The sequence below is a fragment of the Pseudomonas sp. FeN3W genome, from assembly GCA_030263805.2.
Classification (GTDB): Bacteria; Pseudomonadota; Gammaproteobacteria; order Pseudomonadales; family Pseudomonadaceae; genus Stutzerimonas; species Stutzerimonas stutzeri_G.
In genome coordinates, this window is sequence record CP136010.1 from 4,602,062 (window position 1) to 4,615,098 (window position 13,037).

Annotated in this window: 11 protein-coding genes; 8 read left to right on the forward strand and 3 right to left on the reverse strand. The window is 65.1% G+C overall.

All coding sequences use genetic code 11. The annotated features are described in order from the left end of the window. The first annotated feature begins 12 nt into the window (after positions 1-12). A complete protein-coding gene (locus P5704_021720; protein WOF78590.1) occupies positions 13-1,113 on the forward strand; it encodes an efflux RND transporter periplasmic adaptor subunit in 1,101 nt (366 codons plus the stop codon). Positions 1,114-1,118: 5 nt separating this feature from the next. Continuing rightward, positions 1,119-4,199, forward strand: a complete 3,081-nt coding sequence (locus P5704_021725; GenBank protein ID WOF78591.1) for an efflux RND transporter permease subunit — start codon at positions 1,119-1,121, stop codon at positions 4,197-4,199. A 31-nt stretch (positions 4,200-4,230) separates the two neighbouring features. Here P5704_021725 and P5704_021730 read toward each other — a convergent pair whose 3' ends face one another. Continuing rightward, entirely contained in the window at positions 4,231-4,791 is a 561-nt protein-coding gene (locus tag P5704_021730; GenBank protein ID WOF78592.1) for a TetR/AcrR family transcriptional regulator, read from the reverse strand. Positions 4,792-4,925: 134 nt separating this feature from the next. Here P5704_021730 and P5704_021735 point away from each other — a divergent pair, with 134 nt between their 5' ends. From P5704_021735 to P5704_021745, 3 genes are all read left to right on the forward strand, one after another. Beyond that, positions 4,926-5,519 (forward strand): glutathione S-transferase family protein, encoded by a 594-nt coding sequence (locus P5704_021735; protein ID WOF78593.1) that lies wholly within the window; start codon positions 4,926-4,928, stop codon positions 5,517-5,519. 25 nt (positions 5,520-5,544) lie between these two features. Further along, positions 5,545-6,348, forward strand: a complete 804-nt coding sequence (locus P5704_021740) for a Zn-dependent hydrolase (protein ID WOF81302.1) — start codon at positions 5,545-5,547, stop codon at positions 6,346-6,348. A 122-nt stretch (positions 6,349-6,470) separates the two neighbouring features. Then, positions 6,471-7,808 (forward strand): diguanylate cyclase, encoded by a 1,338-nt coding sequence (locus tag P5704_021745; GenBank protein WOF78594.1) that lies wholly within the window; start codon positions 6,471-6,473, stop codon positions 7,806-7,808. Between the two features lie 27 nt (positions 7,809-7,835). Here the strand turns inward: P5704_021745 and mapR are convergent, their stop codons facing one another. Next, a complete protein-coding gene (mapR, locus tag P5704_021750; GenBank protein ID WOF81303.1) occupies positions 7,836-9,245 on the reverse strand; it encodes a GntR family transcriptional regulator MpaR in 1,410 nt (469 codons plus the stop codon). Between the two features lie 34 nt (positions 9,246-9,279). Continuing rightward, the gene (gene ccoG / locus P5704_021755; protein WOF78595.1) at positions 9,280-10,698 is read right to left on the reverse strand and encodes a cytochrome c oxidase accessory protein CcoG; all 1,419 of its coding nucleotides are present in this window, start codon (positions 10,696-10,698) and stop codon (positions 9,280-9,282) included. A 300-nt stretch (positions 10,699-10,998) separates the two neighbouring features. On the opposite strand from ccoG, the gene P5704_021760 reads away from it, so the two are divergent. From P5704_021760 to P5704_021770, 3 genes are all read left to right on the forward strand, one after another. After that, complete coding sequence (locus tag P5704_021760; protein ID WOF78596.1) at positions 10,999-11,364, forward strand: CidA/LrgA family protein; 366 nt, start codon at positions 10,999-11,001, stop codon at positions 11,362-11,364. After that, on the forward strand, positions 11,361-12,071 hold the full coding sequence (locus tag P5704_021765; GenBank protein ID WOF78597.1) for an LrgB family protein: 711 nt from the start codon (positions 11,361-11,363) through the stop codon (positions 12,069-12,071). The genes P5704_021760 and P5704_021765 overlap by 4 nt, the downstream gene beginning before the upstream one ends. A 144-nt stretch (positions 12,072-12,215) precedes the next feature. Beyond that, the gene (locus P5704_021770) at positions 12,216-12,995 is read left to right on the forward strand and encodes a PhzF family phenazine biosynthesis protein (protein ID WOF81304.1); all 780 of its coding nucleotides are present in this window, start codon (positions 12,216-12,218) and stop codon (positions 12,993-12,995) included. The last annotated feature ends 42 nt before the right edge of the window (positions 12,996-13,037 follow it).

Here is a 13,037-nt window from a genome sequence, read left to right on the forward strand (position 1 = left end):
AGAGACTTCATCGTGTTCCGACATGCCTTGCCCCTTGCCTCTATGCTCGGTTGTGCACTTGTTCTGGTCGCCTGTGGCAACGGCGAGCCGCCCCAGCAGCTGCCGCGCCCGGTCATGGTGGTGCAGCCGCAGCCTGCCAGCGAGGCACGCGAGAGCTATCCCGGCGAAGTGCACGCGCGCTACGAGCCTGAGCTGGCCTTCCGCATCGGTGGCAAGGTCGTCGAGCGCCTGGTCGAAGCGGGCGACCGCGTACGCAAGGACCAGCCCCTGGCACGTCTCGATCCGCAGGACGTGCGGCTGCAGCTGGACGGCATGCGTGCGCAGGTGGCGGCGGCGGAAGCCAATCTGCGCCTGGCCAAGGCCGAACATGACCGCTACAAGGCGCTGCTCGGTCGCCAGCTGGTCAGCCAGTCGCAGTTCGATAATGCCGACAACGCCTATCGCGCCGCGGCTGCTCGTTTGCAGCAGGCACGCGCCGAGTTCGATGTGGCCAGCAACCAGGTCGATTACGCGGTACTGCGCGCCACCCGCGATGGCTTGATCGCGCAGCGTCGAGTCGAGGTCGGGCAGGTGGTCGCTGCGGGGCAGACCGCGTTCGTACTGGCGGCGGATGGCGAGCGGGAAGTGGCCATCGATCTGCCGGAGCAATCGCTGGAGCGCTACCGGGTTGGTCAGGACGTCGAGGTCGAACTCTGGTCGCAACCGGGGCGCCACTATCTCGGCAAGATTCGCGAACTCTCGCCAGCAGCCGATGCGCAGTCGCGGACCTATTCCGCGCGTGTCGCCTTCAGCGAACAAGAGGTGCCAGCCGAGCTGGGGCAGAGTGCGCTGGTGAGCATTCGCCGCGACGGTGAGGTGTCACTGGCGGTGCCGCTGTCAGCGCTGAGTGCGGAAAAGGGCCGGGCACATGTCTGGCGACTCAGAGCCGATTCCACCGTGGAGCGTGTCGAGGTTCGGGCCGGGCCGTTCGGTGAACAGCTGGTGCCAGTCCTCGAAGGGCTGGAGGCCGACGACTGGGTCGTCCTGGCCGGGGTGCAGTTGCTCAGCGATAACCAGCCGGTTCGCCCGGTGGATCGCCACAATCGCCCCGTCGAGCTGGCCGCCCAGGAGTAATCGCGATGCGCTTCAATCTCTCCGCCTGGGCGCTGCAGAACCGGCAGATCGTCGTCTATCTTATGCTGCTGCTGGCAATCGTCGGTGCGCTGTCCTACAGCAAGCTCGGCCAGAGCGAGGACCCGCCATTCACCTTCAAGGCCATGGTCATCCAGACGCGATGGCCTGGCGCTACCGCCGAGGAAATGTCGCGTCAGGTCACCGAGCGCATCGAGAAGAAGTTGATGGAGACCGGCGAGTACGAGCGCATCGTCTCGTTCTCCCGGCCGGGTGAATCCAACGTCACCTTCATGGCGCGAGACTCGATGCGCTCGAAGGACATTCCCGAGCTCTGGTACCAGATTCGCAAGAAGATCGGCGACATTCGCCACACCCTGCCGCCGGGTGTACAGGGGCCCTTCTTCAATGACGAGTTCGGCACCACCTTCGGCAACATCTACGCCCTGACCGGCGAAGGTTTCGACTACGCGATCCTCAAGGACTACGCCGACCGCATCCAGCTGCAGCTGCAGCGGGTGAAGAACGTCGGCAAGGTCGAGCTGATCGGCCTGCAGGACGAGAAGATCTGGATCGAACTCTCCAACGTCAAACTAGCCACGCTCGGCGTCCCACTGGAAGCCGTGCGCCAGGCGCTGGAGGCGCAGAACGCGGTAACGGCTGCCGGTTTCGTCGAGACCATCAGCGATCGGGTGCAGCTGCGCGTCACCGGCAGCTTCGAGACGGTCAAGGAGATTCGTGATTTCCCCATCCGCGTTGCCGGCCGCACCTTCCGTATCGGCGATGTTGCCGAGGTACATCGCGGCTTCAACGACCCGCCCGCGCCGCGCATGCGCTTCATGGGCGAGCCTGCCCTGGGTCTGGCGGTTTCGATGAAAAGCGGTGGCGACATCCTGGTGCTGGGCGAGGCACTGGAGCAGGAGTTCGCCCGCCTGCAGCAGGAGCTCCCGGCGGGGATGCAGCTGCGCAAGGTCTCGGATCAGCCCGCTGCGGTGAAGACCAGCGTAGGTGAGTTCGTCAAGGTGTTGATCGAAGCGCTGGTGATCGTATTGCTGGTGAGTTTCTTCTCGCTCGGCGTGCGTACCGGGCTGGTGGTGGCGTTGTCGATTCCGCTGGTGCTGGCGATGACTTTCGCCGCCATGAGCTATCTGAACATCGGCCTGCACAAGATATCCCTTGGCGCCCTGGTCCTGGCTCTCGGGCTGATGGTGGACGACGCGATCATTGCGGTGGAGATGATGGCGATCAAGATGGAGCAGGGCTACGACCGCCTCAAGGCCGCCAGCTTTGCCTGGACCAGCACGGCGTTTCCGATGCTGACCGGCACGCTGATCACCGCGGCGGGTTTCCTGCCGATCGCCACTGCCAATTCCAGTACCGGCGAATACACCCGTTCGATCTTCCAAGTGGTGGCCATTTCGCTCATCGCGTCCTGGATCGCCGCGGTAATGTTCGTACCGCTGATCGGCGAAAAACTGCTGCCTGACCTGGCCAAGAAATCTGCACACAAGCACGGCACAAGCAGCGAAGGCCACGATCCTTACGCAACGCCGTTCTACCAGCGCGTGCGTCGCGTGGTGACGTTCTGCGTGCGCCGGCGCAAGACCGTCATCCTGCTCACGCTGGCGATCTTCGTCGCCGCGGTGGTGCTGTTCCGTCTGGTGCCGCAACAGTTCTTCCCCGCTTCCGGCCGTTTGGAGCTGATGGTCGATCTCAAACTGGCCGAAGGCGCCTCGTTGAAGGCGACCGAAGCAGAGGTGGCGCGGCTGGAACAGCTGCTCAAGGAACGGGCCGGCATCGACAACTATGTGGCCTACGTCGGCACCGGCTCGCCGCGTTTCTACCTGCCGCTGGACCAGCAGCTGCCGGCGACCAGCTTCGCCCAGTTCGTCGTGCTGGCGGACAGCATCGAGTCCCGCGAGTCCCTGCGCGCCTGGCTGATCGAACGCATGCGCGAGGACTTCCCGAGCCTGCGTGGTCGCGTGACGCGGCTGGAGAATGGCCCGCCGGTGGGCTATCCGGTGCAGTTCCGTGTCACCGGCGAGCATATCGACGTGGTGCGCGGGCTGGCTCGCCAGGTCGCTGCCAAGGTCAACGAGAACCCGCACGTGGCCAACGTCCATCTGGACTGGCAGGAGCCGAGCAAGATGGTCCGGCTCAACGTCGATCAGGATCGTGCCCGGGCGTTGGGCGTGACCACCGCTGAGCTGTCCGGCTTCCTGCGGCGCACTTTCACCGGCAGCAGCGTCAGCCAGTTCCGCGAGGACAACGAGCTGATCGAGATACTCCTGCGCGGCACCGAGCGCGAGCGGCTCGAGCTGTCGATGCTGCCGAGCCTGGCGATTCCCACCGAGAGCGGGCGCAGCGTGCCGCTGTCGCAGGTGGCGACGCTCGAGTACGGCTTCGAGGAGGGCGTGATCTGGCACCGCAACCGCCTGCCAACGGTCACCGTGCGTGCCGATGTGTACGGAGAGCAGCAGCCGGCGGCACTGGTGCGTGAGATCGAGCCGACCCTGGCGGACATTCGCGATCAGTTGCCCGGCGGCTACCTGCTCGAGGTCGGCGGCACGGTGGAGGACTCCGAGCGCGGCCAGCGCTCGGTGAATGCCGGCATGCCGCTGTTCGTCATCGTCGTGATGACCCTGCTGATGGCGCAGCTCAAGAGCTTCTCGCGTTCGGCCATGGTGTTTCTCACCGCGCCGCTGGGCATCATCGGTGTGGCGCTGTTCCTGCTGCTGTTCGGTCAGCCGTTCGGTTTCGTCGCCATGCTCGGCACCATCGCGCTGTCGGGGATGATCATGCGCAATTCGGTGATTCTGGTGGACCAGATCGAGCAGGACATCGGTGCCGGTCAGGCGCGCTTCACCGCCATCGTCGATGCCACCGTGCGGCGCTTCCGGCCCATCGTGCTGACTGCGCTGGCGTCGGTACTGGCGATGATTCCGCTGTCGCGCAGTATCTTCTTCGGGCCGATGGCGGTGGCGATCATGGGGGGGCTGATCGTTGCCACGGCGCTGACGCTGCTGTTCCTGCCGGCCCTGTATGCCGCCTGGTTCAAGGTACGCGAAGAAGAAGTCAGCACCCTCTGAACGGCAAGAGGGCGCGCCCACTGCGGCGCGCCTAGATGCCGGCGGCTTCGAGTAGTCGCTCGGCGGCGACTTTCGCGTCCCGTGCCTGCTCGCCCGGCCCCTCGATATGCGCCATGCTCAGCGCGCCTTCGAGCAGATACTGCAGTTGGCGCGCCAGCTGCAGCGGCTGCGGCGCGTTCAGGCGTTCCAGCAGCTCGCGCAGGTAGGCCAGCAACTCTGCCTTGTAGGCGGACGAGCGGCGGTGAATCGGGTGGTCACGGTCGTGATATTCGGCCGCTGCGTTGATGAACAGGCAGCCGCAGAAGGCGTCGTTGCCGTGAATCATGCCCTGCAATCCATCGAAAATTCCCAGTAGCGCCTCACGCGGTGGCAGCCTGGTGGCGCGTTCGCGCAGGCGCGTCAGCATCAGCTCGTGGCGCGCTTCCAGCACGGCCAGGATCAGTTCGTCCTTGGACTTGAAGTGCTTGTACAGCGTCATCTTGGCCACACCGGATTCGGCCAGGATGCGATCGATGCCGGTGGCGTGATAACCCTCGCGATAGAACAGATTTTCTGCGGTGTTGAGCAGCTGGTCGCGCTTGTTCGATGCCATGGATACCTCCTGTGGTTCGACATTATGCGGGAGCGCTCGCGGCTTGCTCCAGTTGGGCGGAGTTGCGTTGGTGCTTGCAGCATACAGACAGGTCTGTCTATTATCCAGTCGCAGCCAATCACGAGGGCAACACCATGAAGCTTTACGACCTGACGCTATCCGGTAATTGCCACAAGGTTCGCCTGTTTCTCAGTCTGATCGGCCAGCCGGTGGAGCTGGTGCCGGTGAATCTGCTGGCGGGTGAGCACAAGCAGCCGGCGTTTCGTGAAATCAACCCGCGCGGACAGATTCCGGTACTCGAGGACGGCGAATTTCGACTGGGGGATTCCCAAGCGATCCTGGTCTATCTGGCCCAGCGTTATGCCAGTGAGTGGTACCCGCAGGATGCCGAGACCCAAGGCCACATCGCCAACTGGCTGAGTTTCGCCGCCAACGAGGTGCAGCATGGCCCGGGCACTGTGCGCCTGGGCAAACTGTTCGGCCTTCCTATCGACGAGTCGCTGGCCCAGGCTCGTGCGGCCAGCGCCTTGCGCACGCTTGAACGGCATCTTGCGCAGCACGTCTGGCTCGCGCAGACGAATGAACCGACCATCGCCGATATCGCCGTTTACCCCAACGTCGCGCTGGGCGGTGACGGCGGGCTCGATCTGGCAGCCCATCCGGCGCTGCAGGCCTGGTTCGCCCGCGTCCGCGCGCTGCCGGGTTATGTCGGCATGCCGGGGCTGTGACGCCATGAACGCGCAGAATGGCCGGATGCCCGGCGAGCGGGGCCGGCACTCGAACCGGCGGGTCGGAGCATCGCTGCTGCTGGTGATCGGACTGGCAGCCTCGCTGTTTGGCTTCGTCGAAAATGCTTCGGCTGCGCAAGGTTTGCGCTTCAGCCTGGTGAAGACCGCACAGAGCGACAGTGGCGACTTTCTGTTGGGGCGGAACGGTTGGCAGGAGGCGCCGCCGACTCAGCACATCGCGATCCTGATCGAGCATCGCGGCAGCCGCTTGCTGTTCGGTACGGGGCTCGGCCGACAGATCGACGCGCAACTGGACGCCGAGGTGCCCTGGCGAACCAAGCGCTATGCGAACCTGCGCCCCGTGCGCGATCAGCTGGAGCAGGACGGACTTGAGATCGACCGTATCGTGCTGGGTTGCGTGCGCTGGGAGCACGCTTCGGGGCTGGCCGACTACCCCGAGGTGCCGGTACTGGCCAGCGCGGACAGCCTGAGCTATCTGGAGGCCGCCACGCCGCCCGCGGTGTTGCCCAGCCAGTTTCGCCACCCGGTCCGCTGGCAGTCGCTGCAATTCCAGGCGAGCCCCTATCGGCAGCACCGTCGCAGCCTGGATCTGTTCGGCGACGGCCAGGTCGTACTGGTACCGCTGGACGGCCATGGGGCGGTCGGTCTGTTCCTCACACTCGCCGATGGCCGCCGCTTCTTCTTTCGCGGCGACCGACTGGAACGGGACGCCGGCGATGCGCCAGAGGACGTTATCGTGCTGCAGGATGCCAACACCCAGGCTGCGCTCGGCTTCTATCCGCGCTGGGTGGAGGGAGCCGGACAATAAAAAACAGCGCGGCCGCTGCGGATTTGGGCGATGCTTAGGGCATGGGAACGAGCGATCAGCCGCGCGACGGCGCCGCCCCGATCGCCAGGCCCATGCCCAATGGCCGAAGTAGGTCTGCCGCTGTGAAGACGGATAGCTACGCGCCTCTGGCGAGTGTCATCGATTTGTTGCTGGATGCCATCTGCGTGGTCGATGCGCAGGGCAACTTCGTCTACGTCAGCGCCGCCTGCGAGCGCATCTTCGGCTATACGCCGCAGGAGATGCTCGGCAAGCGGATGATCGAGATGGTCTATCCCGAAGACCGTGCCCGGACCCTGGCCGCGGCCAAGGAGGTCATGGCCGATCAGCCGCTGCTGCACTTCGAGAACCGCTACGTGCGCAAGGACGGCGGTGTCGTGCACATCATGTGGTCGGCCTGCTGGTCGACCGATAACAAGCTGCGCATCGGCGTGGCGCGCGACATCACCCAGCGCAAGCAATCCGAAGCGATGCAAGCGGCGCTCTATTCGATCTCCGAGGCGGCGCACGGGGCCAAGGACCTCGCAGCGCTGTATCAGCAGATTCATCTGACCATTGCCCAGCTGCTGCCGGTGGACGATTTCATCGTCGCCATCCGCAACGCAGCCCACGGCGAGCTGACTTATCCCTACCAGGCGCTGGCGCTCGATTCGACCGATCCGCCGGCGGAGCCTGCGGCTTCCCTGTGCTTTTCCGTCCTGCATGGCGCGCAGTCGTTGTGCTTCAACGCTGACTCGATGCGTGCGCTGGCGCTTCCGCTTGGAGACGGGGATATCCATGCCTGGTGGCTGGGCGTGCCGCTCAACTCGAGCGAGGGCGTGATCGGTGTGCTGTTGCTCAAGAGCATGGCGGCGCCCTACACCGAGAAAGATCAGGAGCTGCTGCAATTCGTTTCTACCCAAGTGGTCACGGCAATCGAGCGCAAGCAGCTGTATGCGCGCCTGCACCGGATGGCGCAGTACGACGAACTCACCGGCCTGCCGAACCGCGCCTGCTTTCGCGACCGGCTGGACACGGCCCTGGCGCGAGTGCGCCGCAATGGCGGACGCGTCGCCTTGCTCTTTGTGGATCTGGATCGCTTCAAGCAGGTCAACGATACCTATGGCCATAGTGGCGGCGACCAGCTGCTGCGTGCAGTGGCGGATCGCCTCACGCACTGCGTTCGCGACACCGATACCGTGGCGCGGCTGGGTGGCGATGAGTTCGTGGTGCTGCTGGAAAGCATCGCCGAGGCAGAAGATGCCCGCGGCGTCGTCGACAAGATCCGCGCGGCCTTCGAGCAGCCGATGCAGATCGCCGAGCACAGTCTCGATATCGGCTTGAGCATCGGCACCGCGCTATATCCCGAAGACGGTGATGCGGAGGCCCAGCTGCTCAAGCAGGCCGACGACCGCATGTATCTGATGAAGGCCCGTGGCGGTCAGCCGCAGGATTGCGACTGAAGGTCCCGGACATATCGGCACCGCGCCTCAGAACGACTTCAGCATCCTGCCCAGCAACTCCATCGCCTGCTCGCTGCGGGCGTCCCATGGATGGCCGTGATTCAGCCGCGCGCAGTTGCGAAAGCGCTGGGTCGCCGAAAAGATCGGCCCTGGCGCCAGGCTGATGCCCTGGGCCAGCGCCAGTTGCAGCAGCTGCAGCGAATCCACCTGCTCGGGAAATTCGAACCACAGAAAGTAGCCGCCGCTGGGCCGGGTGACTCGCGTGCTCGCAGGGAAATGGCGGGCCGCGGAGGCAAGCATCGCACCCTGCTGCATCTCCAGCGCGTGACGCAGCTTTCGCAGGTGACGGTCGTAGCCGCCGTGCTGCAGGTAATCAGCAATGGCGGCCTGCGCCGGCACGGAAGGGGAAATGGTGGTCATCAGCTTGAGCCGGGCGATCTGCTCGGCATAGCGACCGCCGGCAACCCAGCCGACCCGGTAGCCGGGCGCGAGACTCTTGGAGAACGAGCCGCAGTGCATCACCAGACCTTCGCGATCATGGCTTTTCACCGGCTTGGGCGGCTCGCGGGTGAAGTACAGCTCGGCGTAGACGTCGTCCTCGATCAACGGCACCTGGTGGCGCTGCAACAGCTCATAGAGCTGCTGCTTCTTCGCCTCGCCCATGCTCGCGCCCAGCGGGTTCTGCAGGCTGCTCATGAACCAGCAGGCCTTGATCGGCAGGTGCGCGAGGCGGTCGGCGAGGATGTCGAGGTCGATGCCTTCGCGCGGGTGCACCGGAATCTCCACCGCCTTGAGCTTGAGCCGTTCCAGTACCTGCAGCGTGGCGTAAAACGCTGGCGCCTCGATGGCCACCAGGTCGCCCGGTTCGGTCACCACCTGCAGGCAGAGGTTCAGAGCCTCCATCGCACCGGTGGTGATCACCAGTTCGTCCATCGGCAGCATCACGCCGCTGACCATGTAGCGCAGGGCGATCTGCCGGCGCAGGTCCGGGTTGCCGGCGGTCATCTCGGCAATCACCTCGCGTGCCGGCATGTCGCGCACGCTCTGTGCCATCGAGCGCGCCAGGCGCTGCAGGGGAAACAGCTCGGGACTGGGAAAGGCAGAACCGAAGGGCACCGTGGCCGGGTCGCGCAGCGAGGCGAGCACCGAGAACACCAGCTCGCTGACGCCGACATCGGTGGTTTCCGCCGGACGCAGGCTGATGTCCGGTTCGTGCAACGGGCGCTTGGCATGTTCGCGGACGAAATAGCCCGAACGCGCCCGCGCCTGGATCAGCCCGCGGTCTTCCAGCAGGTAGTAGGCCTGGAACACGGTGGACGGGCTGACGCCATAGGTGCGGCTGGCGTGGCGCACCGAGGGCACCTTTTCTCCCGGCGCGAGCACGCCGCTGCGGATCAGTTCGGCAATCTCGTCGGCGAATTTCTCGTAGCGCTTCATCGTGTCCGGGCCGTGGCGGTTGAGCATGGCCAGTCTACTGGCGCAGCGCCGCGATGGGGGCGACGAAGGTGCTCGGTGTGCTCACCCGGCTGTCCGGCTCGGCCAGGTCGCTGAGCTGGAAGTGCAGCTCGCGACTGAAGTCCCCGGCGTTGTCGAGCAGCGCCACGCTGACCGGCAGATCGGCGATCTCACCCGCTGCCAGGGCGATCTCACGCGGGCCCTGCAGCGAGAAGGGGCCGCCTTCCAATGTCAGCGCGTAGCGGCGCGGTTGCTGCGTCTTGTTGATCAGCTTGAGGCGATACATGTTCTCGATCTGCCCCTGCATGTTCTCGCGGTACAGGGTGCGGTCGCGGGTGACGTCCAGCTGCAGCTGTGGCCGCGTGTCCAGTGCCCAGATGAAGGCGGCGATCATGGCGGTCAGCGCCACGGCATAGCCGACCAGCCGTGGACGGAAGAAGCGGGTGGCGCCGCCCTTGAGTGCGCGTTCAGAGGTGTAGCGCAGCAGGCCGCGGGCGTAGCCCATGCGGTCCATGACGCTGTCGCAGACGTCGATGCAGGCGCCACAGCTGATGCAGTCCAGCTGCAGGCCGTCGCGGATGTCGATGCCGGTGGGGCAGACCTGCACGCACAGCGTGCAATCGACGCAATCGCCGAGGCCCTGGGCTCGCGGATCACTGCCCTTGCGCCGGGCGCCGCGGTTCTCGCCACGGGCCGTGTCGTAGGAGACGAGAAGGGTGTCGGCATCGAACATCACGCTCTGGAAGCGCGAGTAGGGGCACATGTGCAGGCACACCTGCTCGCGCAGCCAGCCGGCGTTGATGTAGGTCGCAGCAGTGAAGAACAGCAACCAGAAGGCGGTGGTAGTACCGAGCTCGAAGCGGGCGAAGTCGCCCACTAGGTCGCGTACCGGGGTGAAATAGCCGACGAAGGCCAGCGCCGTGGCCAGGCTGATCGCCAGCCATAGCGCATGCTTGGCGCTGCGGCGCAGCAGCTTGCTGGCGGACCAGGGCGCGGCGTCGAGCTTGATGCGTTGCAGGCGATCGCCTTCGGTGATCTTTTCCACCCACATGAACATCCAGGTCCAGCTGCTCTGTGGGCAGGCGTAGCCGCACCAGATGCGCCCGGCCAGTACGGTGATGAAGAACAGGCCGAAGGCGGCGATGATCAGGATCGCCGAGAGCAGGATGAAATCCTGCGGCCAGAATGTGGCGCCGAAGATATGGAACTGCTGCCGGTCCAGATCCCATAGCACCGCCTGGCGCCCGTTCCAGTTCAGCCAGACGGTGCCGAAGTAGAGCAGCATCAGCAGTGCGCCGCCCAACAGGCGCAGGTTGCGGAAGCGGCCGCTGAAACTACGCGTATGAATTGGGCCGCCGCTCTGCGCGGGCGTCAGGCGGATCGGTTGGCTGGGATCAACGGTTTCGATGATCTGCGCGGGTATGCGGTCGGTCATTTGGCTTCGCCCCATAGGCAGTTCAGGCGAGGCGGATGATCCGCGTCGAGACCGATGCATAACAGACTCAGATACGACGGCTAAATACGGATCAGATGAGACGCGGCGGCACTACCGGAACGCAGGCACCGCTAGGCTTTGACCTGCGTCAGCGGAAGCTGTCGGGATCGGCTGATCCGCTTTTTTCGTGCGCAACTGATGCTGTTCTGTCGTCACCAAGCCGGCCATAGTCGAGGCCTTTTGCCGAGTGAAGAGGAGCCACCGCATGATTCATCCAACGCTGCCTAGGGAGCACCGCCGATGATTCTCCAAGGCCTGACCTGGCTCGTGCTGCTGCAGCTGCTCGGCAATCTGATCAACCTGGTGCTGCTGCCGGCGCTGCCGGGGCCGATCATCGGCATGTTGTTGCTGTTCGGCCTGTTGCTATTGCGCCGCAGCATTCCGGAGTCGCTGGAGAAGACCGCGGCTTTGCTGCTGCAGTATCTGCCGCTGCTGCTGATCGTGCCGGCCGCCGGCATCATGACCAGCGCCGGCGCACTGCTGGATGACCTGCCAGCGATCGCCGCCGGGCTGGTGTTGTCGCTGCTGATCACCGTGCCGTTCTGCGGCTGGCTGATGCAGCGGCTGATCCGCCGACTCGATCGCCAGCGGGAGGATCAGGCATGAGCGTATTCGACTGGCGCACTGCCTGGGCGGCGATCGTGGTACATCCGTTGTTCGCCGTGGCATTGACGCTGATCGCCTTTCAGCTGGCGCTGATGCTCTATCGCCGCAGCGGCTGGCTGGTACTGCAACCGGTCATGGTGGGCATGCTGCTGGTGGTCGGCACGCTGACCCTGGTGGATCTCGACTATGCGCGCTACCGCGACGGCGCGTCGCTGGTCGCCATGCTGCTGGGGCCGGCCACCGTGGCGCTGGCGGTGCCGCTGCATCGAAATCTCAAGCGTATCCAGCAGCTGTTCTGGCCGATCGTCATTACCCTTGCCGTGGGTGGCGTGCTCAGCGTCGTGCTGACGCTGGCGATCGCCTGGGCGCTGGGCGCAGAGCTGCCGGTGCTGATGAGTCTGGCGCCGAAGTCGGCGACCATGCCGATCGCCATGCTGGTGGCCGAGCAGCTCGGTGGGCTGGCCTCGCTGGCGGCGATATTCGTCATGCTCACCGGGGTCATCGGCACCGCGTTGGGACCGTTGCTTCTCGGCTGGGCAGGCGTCGAGCATCCCGCCGCGCGCGGCCTGAGCTATGGCCTCAACGCCCATGCCATCGGTACCGCCAGGGCGCTGGAGGAGGGTGACGAATGCGGCGCCTTCGCTGCGCTGGGCATGAGTCTGTTGGGCATTCTGATCGCGTTGCTGCTGCCGTTTGCCCTGGGCTGATGTGCGGCGCCGTCGCAAGTAGATGAAACGGACGGATTCCGGGCCCTTCAGCCCTCACGCGCCACTGGCTAGCACCCCGTCAGACCCGTTAGAGTAGGCGGCGGTCGCTTGACCGTGCACAGGGTGCAAACCATGAAATTGCGGATGTTCCAGGTCGATGCTTTCACCGCTGAACGTTTCCGGGGCAATCCCGCGGCGGTGATCCCCTTGCAGGCCTGGCTGGCGGACGAGCTGATGCAAGCCATCGCCGCCGAAAACAACCTTTCCGAGACGGCCTACTTCGTTCGCGAGGCGGACGGGGCCTTTCATATCCGCTGGTTCTCGCCGCTCACCGAAATCGATTTCTGCGGCCATGCCACGCTGGCCAGCGCCTTCGTGCTGCTGGAGCAGGGGCTGGCCCAGGCGCCGCTGACCTTTCGCGCCGCTGCCGTAGGCGATCTGACTGTGCAGCGGCGGGCTGACGGTCTGCTGGAAATGAGCTTCCCCAATCGTGCGCCGGAACCAGTTGCCGAACCGCCGGCGGCATTGTTGCAGGGGCTTGGATGCGAGCCGGAAACGGTGCTGCGCAATCGCCAGGCGTGGTTCGCCGTCTATCGCGACGAGCAGCAGGTGCGCGCCCTGGCCCCCGATCTGGAAGCGCTGCGCGCGCTGGCACCACTGGATGTGGTAGTGACCGCGCCGGGACGCGAGCAGGATTTCGCCTCGCGTTATTTCTGGCCAGCCAACGGCGGCGACGAGGACCCGGTCACCGGCTCCATCCATGCCGGGCTTGCGCCGTACTGGGCCGAGCGGCTGGGACGCAACGAACTGGTGGCGCTGCAGGCGTCGGCGCGCACGGGCATCCTGCACTGCCGGGTCGAAGCGGATCGTGTGATGGTGGCCGGGCAGGCCGTGCAGTATCTCGACGGCACCATCGAACTTTAAAAAAAACGCTCTAACCCATGGCGATCGGTCTTCATGTCCGGC

Coding starts and splice junctions, on each gene's coding strand:
- ccoG (WOF78595.1), bottom strand. CDS start 10,698: ATGACCGACCGCATACCCGCGCAGATCATCGAAACCGTTGATCCCAGC.
- P5704_021765 (WOF78597.1), top strand. CDS start 11,361: ATGAGCGTATTCGACTGGCGCACTGCCTGGGCGGCGATCGTGGTACAT.
- P5704_021770 (WOF81304.1), top strand. CDS start 12,216: ATGTTCCAGGTCGATGCTTTCACCGCTGAACGTTTCCGGGGCAATCCC.
- P5704_021725 (WOF78591.1), top strand. CDS start 1,119: ATGCGCTTCAATCTCTCCGCCTGGGCGCTGCAGAACCGGCAGATCGTC.
- P5704_021740 (WOF81302.1), top strand. CDS start 5,545: ATGCCCGGCGAGCGGGGCCGGCACTCGAACCGGCGGGTCGGAGCATCG.
- P5704_021735 (WOF78593.1), top strand. CDS start 4,926: ATGAAGCTTTACGACCTGACGCTATCCGGTAATTGCCACAAGGTTCGC.
- P5704_021730 (WOF78592.1), bottom strand. CDS start 4,791: ATGGCATCGAACAAGCGCGACCAGCTGCTCAACACCGCAGAAAATCTG.
- P5704_021760 (WOF78596.1), top strand. CDS start 10,999: ATGATTCTCCAAGGCCTGACCTGGCTCGTGCTGCTGCAGCTGCTCGGC.
- mapR (WOF81303.1), bottom strand. CDS start 9,245: ATGAAGCGCTACGAGAAATTCGCCGACGAGATTGCCGAACTGATCCGC.